Annotated in this window: 17 protein-coding genes; 11 read left to right on the top strand and 6 right to left on the bottom strand. The window is 67.7% G+C overall.

Features of this window, described 5'->3' with window-relative positions:
- Positions 1–87 precede the first annotated feature (87 nt).
- Genes IT41_RS02300 through nagA form a run of 4 tightly spaced genes read left to right on the top strand, consistent with a single transcriptional unit; the run spans position 88 to position 3,858 of the window.
- On the top strand, positions 88–927 hold the full coding sequence (locus IT41_RS02300; RefSeq protein ID WP_036738473.1) for a glucosamine kinase nucleotide-binding domain-containing protein: 840 nt from the start codon (positions 88–90) through the stop codon (positions 925–927).
- Positions 924–1,694 carry a GntR family transcriptional regulator gene (locus tag IT41_RS02295; protein WP_036738472.1) on the top strand — a complete coding sequence of 257 codons (771 nt, stop codon included), beginning with the start codon at positions 924–926 and terminating at the stop codon, positions 1,692–1,694. The genes IT41_RS02300 and IT41_RS02295 overlap by 4 nt, the downstream gene beginning before the upstream one ends.
- Positions 1,691–2,716, top strand: a complete 1,026-nt coding sequence (locus IT41_RS02290) for an SIS domain-containing protein (protein ID WP_036738471.1) — start codon at positions 1,691–1,693, stop codon at positions 2,714–2,716. The genes IT41_RS02295 and IT41_RS02290 overlap by 4 nt, the downstream gene beginning before the upstream one ends.
- Positions 2,716–3,858 (top strand): N-acetylglucosamine-6-phosphate deacetylase, encoded by a 1,143-nt coding sequence (nagA, locus tag IT41_RS02285; protein ID WP_036738469.1) that lies wholly within the window; start codon positions 2,716–2,718, stop codon positions 3,856–3,858. The genes IT41_RS02290 and nagA overlap by 1 nt, the downstream gene beginning before the upstream one ends.
- Positions 3,859–3,906: 48 nt before the next feature.
- Here nagA and IT41_RS02280 read toward each other — a convergent pair whose 3' ends face one another.
- Genes IT41_RS02280 through IT41_RS02270 form a run of 3 tightly spaced genes read right to left on the bottom strand, consistent with a single transcriptional unit; the run spans position 3,907 to position 7,305 of the window.
- Entirely contained in the window at positions 3,907–5,379 is a 1,473-nt protein-coding gene (locus tag IT41_RS02280; protein WP_036738467.1) for a carboxypeptidase M32, read from the bottom strand.
- On the bottom strand, positions 5,376–6,521 hold the full coding sequence (ctaA, locus tag IT41_RS02275; protein WP_036738465.1) for a heme A synthase: 1,146 nt from the start codon (positions 6,519–6,521) through the stop codon (positions 5,376–5,378). The genes IT41_RS02280 and ctaA overlap by 4 nt, the downstream gene beginning before the upstream one ends.
- A 55-nt stretch (positions 6,522–6,576) precedes the next feature.
- Entirely contained in the window at positions 6,577–7,305 is a 729-nt protein-coding gene (locus IT41_RS02270) for an RNA methyltransferase (RefSeq protein WP_175496364.1), read from the bottom strand.
- 86 nt (positions 7,306–7,391) lie between these two features.
- On the opposite strand from IT41_RS02270, the gene IT41_RS02265 reads away from it, so the two are divergent.
- Positions 7,392–8,003, top strand: a complete 612-nt coding sequence (locus tag IT41_RS02265; protein WP_036738463.1) for a thiamine phosphate synthase — start codon at positions 7,392–7,394, stop codon at positions 8,001–8,003.
- 146 nt (positions 8,004–8,149) lie between these two features.
- Positions 8,150–9,712: a glutamine-hydrolyzing GMP synthase gene (gene guaA, locus IT41_RS02260; protein WP_036738461.1), complete on the top strand. Its 1,563-nt coding sequence runs from the start codon at positions 8,150–8,152 to the stop codon at positions 9,710–9,712.
- 63 nt (positions 9,713–9,775) lie between these two features.
- Here the strand turns inward: guaA and IT41_RS02255 are convergent, their stop codons facing one another.
- Positions 9,776–9,964: a hypothetical protein gene (locus tag IT41_RS02255; protein WP_036738460.1), complete on the bottom strand. Its 189-nt coding sequence runs from the start codon at positions 9,962–9,964 to the stop codon at positions 9,776–9,778.
- Positions 9,965–10,017: 53 nt separating this feature from the next.
- Here IT41_RS02255 and IT41_RS02250 point away from each other — a divergent pair, with 53 nt between their 5' ends.
- Entirely contained in the window at positions 10,018–10,491 is a 474-nt protein-coding gene (locus IT41_RS02250) for a type II toxin-antitoxin system RatA family toxin (protein ID WP_036738459.1), read from the top strand.
- On the opposite strand, the gene IT41_RS02245 is transcribed toward IT41_RS02250, so the two are convergent.
- Both IT41_RS02245 and IT41_RS02240 read right to left on the bottom strand, forming a co-directional pair.
- On the bottom strand, positions 10,476–11,084 hold the full coding sequence (locus IT41_RS02245) for a sulfotransferase family 2 domain-containing protein (RefSeq protein WP_036738458.1): 609 nt from the start codon (positions 11,082–11,084) through the stop codon (positions 10,476–10,478). The two genes, IT41_RS02250 and IT41_RS02245, sit on opposite strands and share 16 nt — an antisense overlap.
- Before the next feature lie 81 nt (positions 11,085–11,165).
- Positions 11,166–12,095 (bottom strand): DMT family transporter, encoded by a 930-nt coding sequence (locus IT41_RS02240; RefSeq protein ID WP_036738456.1) that lies wholly within the window; start codon positions 12,093–12,095, stop codon positions 11,166–11,168.
- 297 nt (positions 12,096–12,392) lie between these two features.
- Here IT41_RS02240 and ffh point away from each other — a divergent pair, with 297 nt between their 5' ends.
- The 4 genes from ffh to rpsP all read left to right on the top strand — a co-directional run bounded on the left by ffh (position 12,393) and on the right by rpsP (position 15,267).
- The gene (ffh, locus tag IT41_RS02235) at positions 12,393–13,889 is read left to right on the top strand and encodes a signal recognition particle protein (RefSeq protein WP_036738455.1); all 1,497 of its coding nucleotides are present in this window, start codon (positions 12,393–12,395) and stop codon (positions 13,887–13,889) included.
- A 15-nt stretch (positions 13,890–13,904) separates the two neighbouring features.
- On the top strand, positions 13,905–14,438 hold the full coding sequence (locus IT41_RS02230; protein WP_036738454.1) for a GNAT family N-acetyltransferase: 534 nt from the start codon (positions 13,905–13,907) through the stop codon (positions 14,436–14,438).
- An 88-nt stretch (positions 14,439–14,526) separates the two neighbouring features.
- Positions 14,527–14,823, top strand: coding sequence for a chorismate mutase (locus IT41_RS02225; protein ID WP_036738453.1), 297 nt, complete (start codon positions 14,527–14,529; stop codon positions 14,821–14,823).
- 45 nt (positions 14,824–14,868) lie between these two features.
- Positions 14,869–15,267, top strand: a complete 399-nt coding sequence (gene rpsP, locus IT41_RS02220; RefSeq protein WP_036738452.1) for a 30S ribosomal protein S16 — start codon at positions 14,869–14,871, stop codon at positions 15,265–15,267.
- Position 15,268: the final 1 nt, after the last annotated feature.

The raw sequence follows: 15,268 nt of genomic DNA, 5'->3' as shown, positions 1-15,268 counted from the left end.
CGGTTATTTTTATCGCTAAACACCGAATTCAACTTTTCTCTTTTCATTTGGTATTGCTTTGGTATCTTATGCTCCAAGGAGGCCCGCATGGCATTGTTTCTGGGAATCGATGGTGGTGGCACCGGGTGCCGGGCGGTTCTGGCTGCGGCGGACGGCCCGGCGCTGGGGCGCGGCAATGGCGGGCCTGCCAATATCAATACCGATGTCGAGGGCGCGGCCGGCAGCATCATGGCCGCCACCGCCGAGGCGCTGCGGGGCACCGGCGCCGATCCGCGCGACCTGATCGCCGTGCTGGGGCTGGCGGGCGGCACCATGCGCGGCGCGACCGCGCGGCTGACCGGATTGCTGCCCTTTGCCCGCATCCGGATCGTTAATGACGGGCTGACCACCGCGCGCGGCGCGCTGGGGGCCGAGGACGGCATTCTTGCCGCGATCGGCACCGGCTCGGTCTTTGCCGTGCAGCGCGGCGGCGTGATTCGTCAGGTCGGCGGGCGCGGCTTTCTGCTGGGGGACGAGGCCAGCGGCGCGGTCCTGGGCCGTTCGCTGATGGCCGAGGCATTGCGCGCCGAGGATGGATTCGTCCCGATGACGCCGCTGCTGCGCGCGGTGCTGGACGAGCATGGCGGGATCGAGGGAATCATCACCTTCGGCAATCATGCCAGACCCGGCGATTTCGGCGCGCTGGCGCCCGAAATCGTTGCCTCGGACGATCCCGCCGCGCGCCGCATCTTTGACGCGGCGGTCGAACAGGTCCGCCAGAATCTGGCCACGCTGCAGGAGGGCGACAAGCTGCCGGTCGTCTTTACCGGCGGGCTGGGGCCGCATTACGCCGCCCGTCTGGCCGGTCTCTGGCCGCAGCGCCCGGCCCTTGGCAGCAGCGTCGACGGCGCGCTGGCCATGGCCCGCGAATTGGGGGTGTCGGCATGAGCGACCTGTTCACCCCCGAGGCCTTCGCCGATACCGGCGCCGGGCCGCTTTATGTGCAGCTGCATCGCCGCATCGCCGAGGCCATCGCCTCGGGGCGGCTGCGGCCCGGCGACAACCTGCCGCCCGAACGCGAACTGGCGGCGCTGACCGGTCTGTCGCGGGTGACCGTGCGCAAGGGCGTCGCGGCGCTGGTCGCCTCGGGGCAGCTGGTGCAGCGGCGCGGCTCGGGCACTTTCGTCGCCCCGAAGGTCGAGCGCCTGGAACAGGCGCTGTCGCTGCTGACCTCGTTCACCGAGGACATGGCGCGGCGCGGGCGCAGGGTCGAAAGCCGCTGGCTGGACCGCGGGCTCTACGCCCCCGCCCCCGAAGAGGTGATGGCGCTTGGTCTGGGCGCGAATGACCGCGTGGCGCGGCTGGCGCGGGTGCGGACATCGGACGGCACGCCGCTGGCCATCGAGCGCGCCTCGCTGCCGGCCTCGATCCTGCCCGATCCCGAGACGGTGGAGACCAGCCTTTACGCCGTGCTCGAAGCGCATGGCTGCCGGCCGGTGCGGGCCGTTCAGCGCATCTCGGCCGCCAATCTCGAGGCGCGCGACGCGGATCTGCTGGGCGTGCCGCCGGGCGTCGCCGGCCTCAGGATGGAGCGCGTATCCTATCTGCCCTCGGGGCAGGTCGTGGAATTCACCCGCTCGCTTTACCGCGGCGACGCCTATGACTTCGCCGTCGAACTGAAACTGGCCCCCAAGGCCGAAAGGAACCCCGCATGACCCAAAGCCACATGGCCCGCGAAGTGGCCGAGATCCCCGAGGCCGCCGCCCGTTTCCTGGACCGTTCGCGCGATGCGCTGGCACGGGCCGGCGCGGCGCTGAACGACCGCGATCCGCGGGTGGCGGCGACGGTCGCGCGCGGATCCTCCGACCATGCCGCCACCTATCTGAAATACGCCATCGAATTGCAGGCGGGCATTCCGGTGGCTTCGGTCGGTCCCTCGGTCGCCTCGATCTACCGCCGGCCGCTGCGGCTTGACGGCGCCGTCTGCATTGGCATTTCGCAATCGGGCCGCAGCCCCGACATCGTGGACATGATGCGCACGGCGGGCGAGGGCGGGGCGCTGCCCATCGCGATCACCAACCATGCCGACAGCCCGATGGCGGCGGCCTCGGCCCATTGCCTGGCCCTGCATGCAGGCGAGGAAAAAAGCGTTGCCGCCACCAAGACCTTCGTGAACTCGGTTCTGGCCGGTCTGGCGCTGCTGGCGGAATGGCAGCGCGACGACGAGCTGCGCGCCGCCGTGGCGGACCTGCCCGAGGCGCTTGCCCGCGCCGTGGCGCTGGACTGGTCGCCGCTTTCCGCACGGCTGGCGCGCGCCGGCTCGGCCTTTGTGCTGGGGCGCGGGCCGGGCTATGCCATCGCCTGCGAATCGGCGCTGAAGATGAAGGAAACTTCGGGCATTCACGCCGAGTCCTACAGCGCCGCCGAGGTGCTGCACGGCCCCGCCGCCATCGTGCAGGCGCATTTCCCGGTCCTGGCGCTGGCGGTCGAGGATGCCGCCCTGCCGCATGTCGTCGCCACTGCCGAGCGGCTGGCGGCGCAGGGCGCGGATGTCTTTCTGACCGGTGCCGAGGCCAGCGGCGCCACGCGCCTGCCCTCGGTGCCCGGCCTGCATCCGATGGTGGCGCCGCTGGTCGTGGCGGCCAGTTTCTATGCCTGCGTCGAGGGGCTGGCGCGGCGCCGCGGCTTCGATCCGGACACGCCGCCACATCTGCGCAAGGTGACGGAGACGGTCTGATGCGGCACATCCTTGCCGGCGCGCGCCTCTTCGACGGCGCGGCCTTTCGCGACGACCATGCGCTGGTGATCGCCGATGGCCGGATCGAGGCGATCCTGCCCGCCGCCAAGGCCGGCCCGCCCAGCCAGCAGGTCAGCGGCATCATCGCGCCCGGCTTTCTCGATCTGCAGGTGAATGGCGGCGGCGGGGTGATGGTCGACGGCGCCATTGATGCGGCGGCCCTGCGCCATATCTGCGCCACCCATCGCCGGCTGGGCTGCGCCGGCATCCTGCCGACGCTGATCACCGATACCGCGCCGGCCACCGCCCGGGTCATCGCGACCGGGATCGAGGCGGCCCGCGCGGGCGTTCCCGGCTTTCTGGGTCTGCATCTGGAGGGGCCGCATCTCGACCCGCGCCGCAAGGGCGCGCATGACCCGGCGCTGATCCGGCCGATGACCGATGAGGACCTGGCGCGGCTATGCGAGGCCGCGCAAGCCTTGCCGGTGCTGATGGTGACGCTGGCCCCCGAAAACGCGACGCCCGAGCAGATCGCCGCGCTGAGCGGGGCCGGCGCTCTGGTCAGTCTCGGTCACAGCGATTGCGATTTCGAGACGGCGCAGGCCGCCTTCAGGGCCGGTGCCAGCTGCGCGACACATCTGTTCAATGCGATGAGCCAGCTGGGCCATCGCGCGCCCGGGCTGGTCGGAGCCGTTCTGGCGGGGGGCGCGTCGGCGGGGCTGATCGCGGACGCGATTCACGCCCATCCGGCGGCCATGCGCGCCGCCCTGTCGGCGCGGGCCGAGGGGGTTTTCCTGGTCACCGACTGCATGGCCTTTGCCGGCACCGACCAGACCGAGATGATGCTGCACGGCCGCACCGTCCTGCGTCGCGACGGCCGGCTGACCCTGCCCGACGGCACCCTGGCGGGCGCGGATCTGCGCATGGATCGGGCGGTCGCCACCCTGGTCGGTAAGGTCGGCATCGCGCCCGAGCGCGCGCTGTCCATGGCGACGCTGCAACCCGCGCGCACCCTCGGCTTGCAGGACCGTTACGGCCGTCTGGCGCCGGGCTGCGATGCCGATCTGATCCTGCTGGACGAAACCCTTGCGTTGCGGGCGGTCTGGCAGGATGACGGCTGGCAATCGCCGCTGCCGGGCTGAGATCGCCCCGGCGCAAGGCCGGGGCTGCGCGGCCCGGCTCTGCCGCGATCACAGCCCGTATATGGCGCCGAATTTCTGCTCAAGGTAGTCCAGCAGCGGCTCTTCGCTGATCTCCTCGCCGGTGGCGCGCTCGATCAGCTCGCGCGGCGGATAAAGGCCGCCATGGCGCTGCATGTTCTCGCGCAGCCATTCGACCGCCGGGGTGGCGTCGCCCTGCGCCAGGAACTGGTCCAGATCCGGCACGGCCTCGCGCATGGCCGCGTTCAGGCAGCCGGCATAGACATTGCCCAGGGCATAGGTCGGGAAATAGCCGAACAGCCCCACAGCCCAATGCACATCCTGCAGCAGCCCATTGGCGGGCCGGTCGACGGCAATGCCGAAATCCTTGAGGAAACGCGCGTTCCAGGCCTCGATCAGGTCGTCCGTGTCCAGCCGCCCGGCGATCAGGTCGCGCTCCAGGTCAAAGCGCAGCATGATGTGCAGGTTATACTGCACCTCATCGGCCTCGGTCCGGATATGGCCGGGGGTCACCCGGTTCACCGTCGCATAAAAGGCATCCGCATCCGGCACCGACAGCCCGTCGAAAGCATCGGCCATGCGCTGATAAAGCCAGCCGGCAAAGGCGCGGCCGCGGCCGATCTGGTTCTCGTAGATGCGGCTCTGGCTTTCATGCGCCCCCATCGAGACGCCGCGCCCCAGCGGCGTGAAGGCGTGATCGCTGTCGATCCCCAGCTCATAGCTGGAATGGCCGACCTCGTGGATGGTCGAATAGATGCAGTTGAACGGGTCCGTCTCGACCACGCGGGTGGTGATGCGGCTGTCCTGCCAGCGCCCCGAGCTGAACGGATGCACCGCCAGATCCATCCGCCCGCGCGTCCAGTCATAGCCGTAAGCCGTGGCGCAGGCGCGCGCCAGCCGCAGCTGGGTTTCCTGCGGGAAATGCCCCAGCAGCGGCGCGGGCTGGAATTCGGCGCCCAGGATATCCTCGCGCAGCGCGACAAGGCGCGGGCGCATGGCATCGAACAGCGCCGCGATCCCGGCCTGGGTCGCGCCCGGCTCGTAATCGTTCAGCAGCACGTCGTAAAGATCGCCGCCATCGGCCAGCGCCGCCGCCTCTTCGCGCTTGAGCATCAGGATGTCGTTCAGGACCGGCAGGAAATCCTGCGGCGCATCCTTGGCGCGGGCCTCGGCCCAGACCCCCTGCGCCAGCGAGGTCTGCCGCGCCAGTTCCATCGCCAGAGGCGCCGGGACGCGGGTCGCCCGGTGATGTTCGCGCGCGATCAGATCGATGATGCGCGCGTCCTCGTCATCCTCGGGCTCGGCGAGGTCCAGCCATTCGCCGACCCGCGGGTCGGCGCGTCGCTCGTGCAGGACCGATTCCATGGCGGCGATTTCCTCGGCCCGCTGTTCGGTGGCGCCGCGCGGCATCACCGTTTCCTGGTCCCAGGCAAGCCGCTCGGCGACCGAGGACAGCGCCTCGGTCTGACGCTGAAAGGCAAGAAGTTCGTCGAAAGCGCTCATCGGACAGTCCCCCGGACCGAGGTTTCATAGGGATAACGGGCATGGTGGCGCGCCCGCAGGATCAGCGTGAACAGTATCACCGCGCCGATCTGATGCGCCAGCGCCAGCGGCAGCGGCGAGGCATGAAGGACGTTCAGGATGCCCAGCCCGACCTGCACCGCAAGCGCCGCGATCATCGCCAGAAAAGCGCCCCGCGTCACCGGATGCGGCGAGCGGCGGGCGCGCGCATATACCACCACGGCAAAAACGGTCAGCAGATAGGCCGCCATGCGGTGGATGAACTGCACCAGCGCCGGATTCTCGAAGAAATTGCGCCAGCCCAGCGTAGCGTCCCAGATCGTCGAGGGTATCCATTCGCCGCCCATGGTCGGCCAGCCGGTATACATGCGCCCGGCATCGATCCCCGCGACCAGCGCGCCCAGAAGGATCTGGACAAAGGCCAGATGCATCAGCCCGGTGGTGATGGAAAACAGCTTCGGCTCGCCGGCGCGGCGCGCGCGCAGCAGCGCCGCCTCCGGGCGCGACAGCGACAGCCCATACCATGCGACCAGACCCAGAATGGCGAAGGCCAGGCCCAGATGCGTGGCCAGCCGGTAGGAGGCCACGCGGATCATCTCGCCCGAGAGCCCGGAATGGACCATCCACCAGCCGATCGCGCCCTGCGCCCCGCCCAGCAGGCCCAGCGTCAGGAGCCTTGGCGTCCAGCCGGTCGGAATCCGCCTTGTCGCCCAGAAAAACAGAAATCCCGCGGCCCAGACCAGCCCGACCAGCCGGCCCAGCAGCCGATGCGACCATTCCCACCAGTAGATGGTCTTGAACTCTGCCAGTTCCATGTCGGGATTCACCTGCTGGAACTGCGGGATCTGCTTGTATCTGTCGAACTCGGCCTGCCATGTCGCCTGATCCATCGGCGGGATCGCCCCGGTCACCGGCTTCCATTCGGTGATCGACAGGCCCGACCCGGTCAGCCGCGTCGCGCCGCCAAGCGCGATCATCGCCGCGACCAGCACGAAAAGCACGATCAGCCAGATCCGGATCGCGCCGCGCGCGCCCTTGTGCCCGGCATCGATCATGCCGCCGCCGGGCGGCGTGTCGCGCGGAACCGTTTCGGTGACTTCCTGAAAGACGGGGCGTCTTGTCATCTCGGCTTCCTCATGGATCAGGCGCGACCTTGGCCCGCGCGCGCCCGGAAATCAATCAATCGCGGCGGATCAATTGCCGCAGCATGCCGTGAAAGATGCGTGTATCGGCGCGGGTCAGCGCCAGGCGCGACCAGAGGTTGCGCAGGCTCAGCTTCATCGCCGGCGCCTTTTCGGGCGGAAAGAAGAAACCCGCCTCGGTCAGGCGCTCTTCCCAGTGATCGGCCAGTTTCTCGATTTCGATCCGCGTCGCGGGAGATTCGTTGTCCGGGCGGCGACCATGCGGGGCGGGCTCGGGCGGCAGGCTCTCGCGCGCCCATTCATAGCCGGTCAGCAGCACCGCCTGGGCAAGATTGAGCGAGGCGAAATCGGGATTGACCGGCACGGTGATGATGGCATTGGCGCGCGCCACGTCGTCGTTTTCGAGGCCCGCCCGCTCGGGTCCGAAGATGACCGCGATCCGCTCGCCGTTTGCTGTGCGCTGCCTTCCATCGGCCATGGCGGTGGCGGGGGTCAGGACCGGCTTGGTCAGTTCGCGGCCGCGCGCGGTGGTGGCATAGGCATGGTCGATATCGGCCATGGCCTCGGGCAGGGTCGGGAAGACGCGCGCCCGGTCCAATACCCGTGCGGCGGCGCCCGAGGCCATGGCGACCGCCTTCGGATTGGGCCAGCCATCGCGCGGCGCCACCAGACGCAGGTCGGTCAGGCCGAAATTCAGCATGGCGCGGGCGGCCGCGCCGATATTCTCGCCCATCTGCGGGCGGATCAGGATGATCGCAGGTTCCATGCGCGCGGCAATATCCTTGCCGCGGGCCACTGGCAAGGCGCGCCACGCTGCGCTATCTGCGTAGCAGGTATCAGGATGACAGCACCATGACAGAGCAGCCCAATTCGCCGCAACTTTATCTGATCACCCCGGTCGGGGCGGCGGCCTCGAGCCTGGGGCCCTTGCTGGCGGATGTGATGGACCGCTTTCCCGTGGCCTGCCTGCGCATTCCCGGCGCCGGCACCGAGGAGGATCTGGGCCGCATCGCCGATCTGGCGCGCGAGATCGCCCATGCCCGCGACGTGGCGGTGGTGATCGACGATCATGTGCGGCTGGCGCTGCGCCACGGGCTGGACGGGGTGCATCTGCGCGACGGCGCGCGCAGTGTCCGCCATGCCCGCAAGGAGCTTGGCGCCGATGCCATTGTCGGCGCCTTCTGCGGCATCTCGCGCCATGACGGCATGAACGCGGCCGAGGCCGGCGCGGATTACGTCAGCTTCGGCCCATGCGGCGAAACCGCTCTGGGGCATGGGGCGATGGCCGGGGCCGATCTGTTCGAGTGGTGGTCCGAGATGATCGAGATCCCGGTCGTGGCCGAGGGGGCGCTGAGCCCCGCCCTGATCGGTCAGCTTGCCCCGATCACCGATTTCCTGGCGCTTGGCCCGGAGATCTGGGCCGAGTCCGATCCTGTCGCGGCGCTGACGCATCTCTGGCGCTGACCGGGCCGGCGGCGCGGCCGCATGGATATTTGGATGAAGAAGAAGTCCCGCCGGCCGCGCGGGCAGCGCCCTGTTCCGCGGGCCGATCCCCTGGCGGTTCGCGGCCGGCCCTTGCGAAGCGTCGGGGCGCGGCTTAAAGGCAGCACATGACCCAGCATCAGCGCCTTCTCATCATCGATTTCGGTTCCCAGGTGACGCAACTGATCGCGCGCCGTCTGCGCGAGCTGAACGTCTATTGCGAAATCCGCCCCTATCAGAATGTCTCGGACGCCATATTGGCGGAGATGGCGCCGCGCGCGGTGATCCTGTCGGGCGGGCCGGACAGCGTGACGCGCGAGGGCTCGCCGCGTGCGCCGGACGGGCTCTGGTCGATGGGCGTGCCGGTCCTTGGCATCTGCTACGGCCAGCAGGTCATGATCGCGCAGCTTGGCGGCGCGGTCGAGGGCGGGCATCATGCCGAATATGGCCGGGCCTTCGTGTCGCCGGCCGAGGGGCATCGCGAGGACAGCATCTTTGCCGGGCTGTTCGGCGAGGGCGGGCGCGAGCAGGTCTGGATGAGCCATGGCGACCGCGTCACCCGCCTTGCGCCGGGATTCGAGGTCATCGGCACCTCGCCCAATGCGCCCTTTGCGATGATCGCGGATGAGACGCGCCATTTCTATGGCGTGCAGTTCCATCCCGAGGTGCATCACACGCCGAATGGCAGGCTGATGCTTGAGAATTTCCTGCGGCTGGCCGGCTTTTCCGGCGACTGGACCATGGCGAGCTATCGCGACGAGGCGATCCGCAAGATCCGCGAACAGGTCGGCGACAAGCGGGTGATCTGCGGCTTGTCGGGCGGCGTCGACAGTTCGGTCGCCGCGGTGCTGATCCATGAGGCGATCGGCGATCAGCTGACCTGCGTCTTTGTCGATCACGGGCTGTTGCGGCTGAACGAGGCCGAAGAGGTCGTGGCCATGTTCCGCGACAATTACAACATCCCGCTGATCCATGCCGATGAGGCCGATCTGTTCATCGGCGCGCTGGAAGGGGTCAGCGATCCCGAGGTCAAGCGCAAGACCATCGGCAAGCTGTTCATCGACGTCTTCCAGCGCGAAGCGGCCAGGATCGACGGCGCCGAGTTTCTGGCCCAGGGCACGCTGTATCCGGATGTGATCGAAAGCGTCAGCTTTTCGGGCGGTCCCTCGGTCACCATCAAGTCGCATCACAATGTCGGCGGCCTGCCCGAGAAGATGGGCCTGAAACTGGTCGAGCCGCTGCGCGAGCTGTTCAAGGACGAGGTCCGCGCCCTGGGCCGTGAACTGGGCCTGCCCGAGCAGTTCATCGGCCGCCATCCCTTTCCCGGGCCGGGCCTTGCCATCCGCTGCCCCGGAGAGATCACCCGCGACAAGCTGGACATCCTGCGCAAGGCCGATGCCGTATTCATCGACCAGATCCGCAAGCACGGGCTTTATGACGAGATCTGGCAGGCCTTTGTCGCCATCCTGCCGGTGCGCACCGTCGGCGTGATGGGCGACGGGCGGACCTATGACTATGCCTGCGCCTTACGCGCGGTGACCTCGGTCGACGGGATGACGGCGGATTATTACCCGTTCACGCATCAGTTCCTGGGCGAGACGGCGACGCGGATCATCAACGAGGTCAAGGGCATCAACCGCTGCACCTATGACATCACGTCGAAGCCGCCCGGCACCATCGAGTGGGAATGACCGGACGCCCGTGCGGGCGACAGCCGTTGCAGACCGGCGATCGGGCGGCGCGGCGATGCGGGACTATCGCTCAAGCCGGATGCCGCGCGGCGGCCGCTCCATGCTGGCCCATTCGGGCATCAGCCCCCAATATTCCAGACCCTTCAGCGCCAGGCCGAGGGCGATGATCGCCAGAACCAGCATGACCATGCGTGCCCTGGGCGGGTTTCGCGCCCAGCGGGATGCCCGGATCAGCCACAGGAGGTTGTTCATCCGCCCCTTCCTTTGCTAGTGCTGCCCCGACACGAATACGCCGGAACACCCCATTGCCTCAGCATAGCGACAGCCGAATCCTGCCCTATACCTCTGACCAGATGTATGCACTGGTGGCCGATATCGAAAGATATCCCGAATTCCTGCCCTGGAACACCGCCGCCCGCATCCGCGCCCGCAAGCCCGGCCCCGAGCCGGGCAGCGAGCTGATCGAGGCCGATCTGGTCATCAGCTTCAAGGTGTTTCGCGAACGTTTCGGCAGCCGCGTGACGCTGTGGCCGGAGCGCAGGCGCATCGACACCGAATATCTGGATGGGCCGTTCAGATATCTCAGGAGCGGCTGGAATTTTTCCGATCTGGCGGCCGGGAATGGCGCCGGACCCAGCTGCAAGGTGGATTTCTTCGTCGATTTCGAGTTCCGCAATGCCATTCTGGGCAAGGTCATCGGCGTCGTCTTTGGCGAGGCCATGTCACGTATCGTCCGCGCCTTCGAAGAGCGGGCGCGGGTGCTTTATTCCCCGGCGTGACGGGCGGCCTGCCAGATCGCATAATCCCCGGCCAGTTCCCGGCGCAGGCGTTCCCTGGTGGCGGGTGTCAGTTCCAGCGCGGCGGCGGGCGAGACATTGACGCGCTCCAGCGTGATCGGGTGGTTCAGCCGCTCGGACAGGAAATCGACCAGCAGCGGCATGGCCTCGTAGCGAAAGATGTGATCGACGGCGACGCGGCCGTCATGGTCGATCAGAAGCTCGGACTGCCGCCCCAGCCGGGCATAGGGCGGCGGGCCATCGGGTTGCAGATAGGCGGTCACGAACTGTTCGAAATCGATACCTGCCGTGCTGTTGCGATGCCCGATCAACGCGTCGCGGCGGCGGTATCGGTACCAGCTGCCCAGCCAGTCCAGCGGCTCGCGCACGACCGCCACGGTCTGAAAGGCGGGGCGGTCGCGGCGCGCGATCAGGGGCTGGATCCGGTTCCGGTATTGCCGCAGGTTCAGATGCTTGACGCTGGGCTCCGCGCGAAAGGCGATCTCGGCGAGCGGCGCCAGCGCCTCTTCCAGCGCCGTGGTGCCGGTCTTGGGCACCGACAGCAGCACGATCCGGGGGCCAAGGAAAATCAGCATGGGGCGTCGATCGGGAAGGACATGCCAACCGATTAGCCGTCATGGCGCATGATGGCAAGCCGGGCGGCGGGGCGGTTTCCCTTAGTCCTTGAGCAGCAGGAGCAGCGCCAGCATGATCGCCGTAATGCCGGGCAGGACGATCAGCCCGGGCAGGGCGCCGGTCAGCAAACCTTCCAGCGCGATGACCCAGACCGGGGTCAGATAGGTATAGGCCATGACCTTGGCGGCGGGCAGGCGCAAGGCGGCGAACTGCACCAGGACGACGGTGGCGGCGGTGGCGAAGACGGCGACATAGAACAGCGTGATCCAGACCAGCGCCGGGAGTTCCATCCAGTCGGTGGCGCGGATCGCGCCCCAGCCCCAGATCAGCAGGACCAGCGTGCCCGCGACCAGCGTGCCGAAGGTAAAGACCACCGGCCGCTCGCCCCGGTTCAGCCGCCGCACCATCGGCGTATAGAGCGCATGCGCCGCGCAGCCCAGGAGATAGATCGCCTCGCCCCGGCCGAAATCCAGCCGCGCCATGGCCGCCAGATCGCCGCGAAAGATCACCCAGAGACAGCCCAGCCCGCCCAGCACCAGCGCCGTGGCCATGCGCGCGCCCGCGATCTGGCGCAGCAGCAGCCAGCTGAATCCCGCCGTCATCAGCGGCGTCAGCGCAAAGACGGCGGCAGTCGAGACCGGCAGGGCGGTTTTCAGCCCCTCGAACATCAGAACGAAATAGGCGGCGTAAAGCCCGCCCAGGATCAGATAGCGCCAGGGCGCGGCAAAGGCGTGGCGCGGCAGGCCGGGCCCCGCCAGCACCGCGTAGAGCGCCACCACGATCGACGCCAGCACGAAACGGATCGCGGTGATTGCCACCGGGTCGATCAGATTCGCGACCCGCGCGCCCAGCGAAAACGACCCCGCGATAAGGACCGAGAAAACCAGCATCGCGACATGCCCGCGCAGGGATTCGCGGCGGGTATGGGGGATGGGGGCGGGCCTTTCGGCCCGGGCGGCGATTCCGGCCATTGCACGAACCTTTCGTCGATCAGCACCGGCCCGGCTGCGGCCCTCGGCCCGCCAATGGCCGCCATGCCATAATGCATCCCGCGCGCAACGGCAAACCCTTCGCTTCGGCACTGCCGCGCGAAAGCGCGCTTCTGCCGGGCTCCTGCGTTGACACCGGCCCGGTTTTTGCCTATCTGATGGCGCAATCCCCGGAAGGCGCATCCTTCCGGTCCCCGTTGGTTGCGGGGATCGCCCCCCGTCAGCGCGTTGCGCCCACGGGGGCGTCACTCATTTGCAACGGACCTCAGGAGGCCCGCCATGTTCGAGAATCTGTCAGATCGCCTTGGCGGCGTCTTCGACCGCCTCACGAAACAGGGCGCCCTGTCCGAGGATGACGTCACCGCCGCCATGCGCGAGGTGCGCGTGGCCCTGCTTGAGGCCGATGTCTCGCTGCCCGTCGCGCGCAGCTTCGTGAAATCGGTCACCGGCAAGGCCACCGGCGCCGCCGTCACCAAATCCGTCACCCCCGGCCAGCAGGTGGTGAAAATCGTCCATGACGAGCTGATCAGGGTCCTGCAGGGCGAAGAAGCGCCCGAGGCGCTCAGGATCGACAACCCGCCCGCGCCGATCCTGATGGTCGGGCTTCAGGGCTCGGGCAAGACCACGACCACCGCGAAACTGGCCAAACGCCTGAAGGACCGCGAGAAAAAGCGCGTCCTCATGGCCAGCCTCGACACCAACCGCCCGGCGGCGATGGAACAGCTTGCCATTCTCGGTCAGCAGATCGGCGTCGATACCCTGCCCATCGTGCCCGGCCAGACGGCGGTGCAGATCGCGCAGCGCGCCAGGCAGCAGGCCAGCCTTGGCGGTTACGACGTCTATATGCTCGACACGGCGGGCCGGTTGCATATCGATCAGCTCCTGATGGACGAGGTCCAGGCCGTCCGCGACGTGGCGAACCCGCGCGAGACCCTGCTGGTGGTCGATGGCCTGACCGGTCAGGACGCGGTGAATGTCGCAACCGAATTCGACGGCAAGGTGGGCATCTCGGGCGTGGTGCTGACCCGCATGGATGGCGACGGGCGCGGTGGCGCGGCGCTGTCGATGCGCGCCGTCACCGGCAAGCCGATCCGTTTCGTCGGCCTTGGCGAAAAGATGGATGCGATCGAGGTGTTCGACGCGCAGCGCATCGCCGGCCGCATCCTCGGCATGGGCGATATCGTGGCGCTGGTCGAAAAGGCTCAGGAGGTCCTTGAGGTCGAGCAGGCCGAGCGCATGATGAAGCGCTTCCAGAAGGGCATGTTCAACATGAACGACCTTCGCAACCAGCTTGAACAGATGATGAAGATGGGCGGCATGGGCTCGATCATGCAGATGATGCCGGGCATGGGCAAAATGGCCAAGCAGGCCGAGGCGGCGGGTCTGGACGATACCGCGCTGCGCCGCCAGATCGCGCTGATCAATTCGATGACGAAAAAGGAACGCGCCAATCCCGACATCCTGCAGGCCAGCCGCAAGAAACGCATCGCCGCAGGCGCAGGCATGGAGGTGTCCGAGCTGAACCGGCTTCTCAAGATGCAGAAGCAAATGGCTGATACGATGAAGAAACTCGGCAAGATGGGCAAGGGCGGGATGCTCAAGCAGGCGATGCGCGCCATGGCTGGCAAGGGCGGCGGGCTGCCCGATATGGGCGATGTCGATCCGGCCAAGATGGCCGAGGCGACCAGGATGCTGCAGGACCCCAAGGGGCTCGGCGGCGATCTGGGCAAGATGAACCTTCCGGGCGGCCTCTCGGGCCTTTTCGGCAAGAAATAAGCCGATCGCCCGCAGATGCATACCCAGACCGCGACCCTTCTTGTTGACGTGCCGCTGCTCGAAACCGGGCGGCTGGTGCTGCGCGAGCCGCGCCTGTCCGATTGGGACGCGATGAACGCCTTCGGCCGGTCCGAACGCTCGGGCTTCATCGGCGGCCCGTTCGAGGAATGGCAGAACTGGGGCGCGCTGACCGGTGGCATCGGCCATTGGCTGCTGCGCGGCTATGGCCTCTGGTCGGTCGAGGACCGCGCCACCGGCCGGCCGGCGGGGCGTGTCGGTGTCATCAATCACATCGACTGGTCGGAACCGGAACTGGGCTGGCATATCTATGACGGTTTCGAGGGCAGGGGCATCGCCTATGAGGCGGCGATGGCTGCCCGCGACCATGCGCAGGGCCGGATGGGGCTGGGTCCGCTGATTTCCCATATCCATCCCGACAATACCCGCTCGCGCCGTCTCGCCGAACGCATGGGCGCGGTTGTCGAGCGCGAGACGGAACTGCGCAGGACGCCATGTCTGATCTACCGCCACCCGAAAGGGGCCGCATGATGCGCGCTTTCTTCTTCACGCAAATATCCTCGGGGGTGCGGGGGCAGACAGCCCCCGCTTTCGCCCCCAGAACCGGAGCGACCCGCGCATGACCGATCCGATCAACCGCGCCGCAGCCCTGCTCAGGGAACATCGCGACAGCATCGACCGGCTGGACGCGATCCTCGTCTATACGCTGGCCGAACGCTTCAAGCACACCCAATCCGTCGGCCGCCTCAAGGCCGAACACGACCTTCCGCCGTCCGATCCCTCGCGCGAAGCCGAGCAGATCAGGCGGCTGGAACGCCTCGCGCGCGAGGCCGATCTGGACCCGGAATTCGCGCGCAAATTCCTGAATTTCGTGATTGCCGAGGTGATCCGCCATCATGAAACCTTCCAATCCTAGGTGGGGTTTCCCCGCCAAACCCGCCATTTCAAAGGAGAAAACGCAATGGCAATGAAAATCCGTCTGGCCCGTGGTGGCTCGAAAAAACGCCCGTTCTATTCGATCGTGGCCAGCGACTCGCGCATGCCGCGCGACGGCCGCTTTCTGGAAAAACTGGGCACCTATAACCCGCTGCTGCCGAAGGACAGCGAAGAGCGCGTCAAGATGGACCTCGAGCGCGTGCAGTACTGGCTGAGCCAGGGCGCCCAGCCCACCGACCGCATCGCCCGCTTCCTCGAAGCCGCCGGCATCCGTGAAAAGGCCGAGCGCAAGAACCTGAAAAAGGGCGAGCCGGGCAAGAACGCCCAGGAACGCGCCGCCAAGCGCGCCGAGCGCGAAGCCGCCGCCAATGCCCCCGCCGAAGCCCCGGCCGAGGCGCCCGCCGAAGAAGCCGCTTCGGAATAAT

The sequence above is a fragment of the Paracoccus halophilus genome, from assembly GCF_000763905.1.
GTDB classification, from domain to species: Bacteria; Pseudomonadota; Alphaproteobacteria; order Rhodobacterales; family Rhodobacteraceae; genus Paracoccus; species Paracoccus halophilus.
This window is presented reverse-complemented; position numbering and strand designations above follow the sequence as displayed.

Coding starts and splice junctions, on each gene's coding strand:
- IT41_RS02300 (WP_036738473.1), top strand. CDS start 88: ATGGCATTGTTTCTGGGAATCGATGGTGGTGGCACCGGGTGCCGGGCG.
- IT41_RS02295 (WP_036738472.1), top strand. CDS start 924: ATGAGCGACCTGTTCACCCCCGAGGCCTTCGCCGATACCGGCGCCGGG.
- IT41_RS02290 (WP_036738471.1), top strand. CDS start 1,691: ATGACCCAAAGCCACATGGCCCGCGAAGTGGCCGAGATCCCCGAGGCC.
- nagA (WP_036738469.1), top strand. CDS start 2,716: ATGCGGCACATCCTTGCCGGCGCGCGCCTCTTCGACGGCGCGGCCTTT.
- IT41_RS02280 (WP_036738467.1), bottom strand. CDS start 5,379: ATGAGCGCTTTCGACGAACTTCTTGCCTTTCAGCGTCAGACCGAGGCG.
- ctaA (WP_036738465.1), bottom strand. CDS start 6,521: ATGACAAGACGCCCCGTCTTTCAGGAAGTCACCGAAACGGTTCCGCGC.
- IT41_RS02270 (WP_175496364.1), bottom strand. CDS start 7,305: ATGGAACCTGCGATCATCCTGATCCGCCCGCAGATGGGCGAGAATATC.
- IT41_RS02265 (WP_036738463.1), top strand. CDS start 7,392: ATGACAGAGCAGCCCAATTCGCCGCAACTTTATCTGATCACCCCGGTC.
- guaA (WP_036738461.1), top strand. CDS start 8,150: ATGACCCAGCATCAGCGCCTTCTCATCATCGATTTCGGTTCCCAGGTG.
- IT41_RS02255 (WP_036738460.1), bottom strand. CDS start 9,964: ATGAACAACCTCCTGTGGCTGATCCGGGCATCCCGCTGGGCGCGAAAC.
- IT41_RS02245 (WP_036738458.1), bottom strand. CDS start 11,084: ATGCTGATTTTCCTTGGCCCCCGGATCGTGCTGCTGTCGGTGCCCAAG.
- IT41_RS02240 (WP_036738456.1), bottom strand. CDS start 12,095: ATGGCCGGAATCGCCGCCCGGGCCGAAAGGCCCGCCCCCATCCCCCAT.
- ffh (WP_036738455.1), top strand. CDS start 12,393: ATGTTCGAGAATCTGTCAGATCGCCTTGGCGGCGTCTTCGACCGCCTC.
- IT41_RS02230 (WP_036738454.1), top strand. CDS start 13,905: ATGCATACCCAGACCGCGACCCTTCTTGTTGACGTGCCGCTGCTCGAA.
- IT41_RS02225 (WP_036738453.1), top strand. CDS start 14,527: ATGACCGATCCGATCAACCGCGCCGCAGCCCTGCTCAGGGAACATCGC.
- rpsP (WP_036738452.1), top strand. CDS start 14,869: ATGGCAATGAAAATCCGTCTGGCCCGTGGTGGCTCGAAAAAACGCCCG.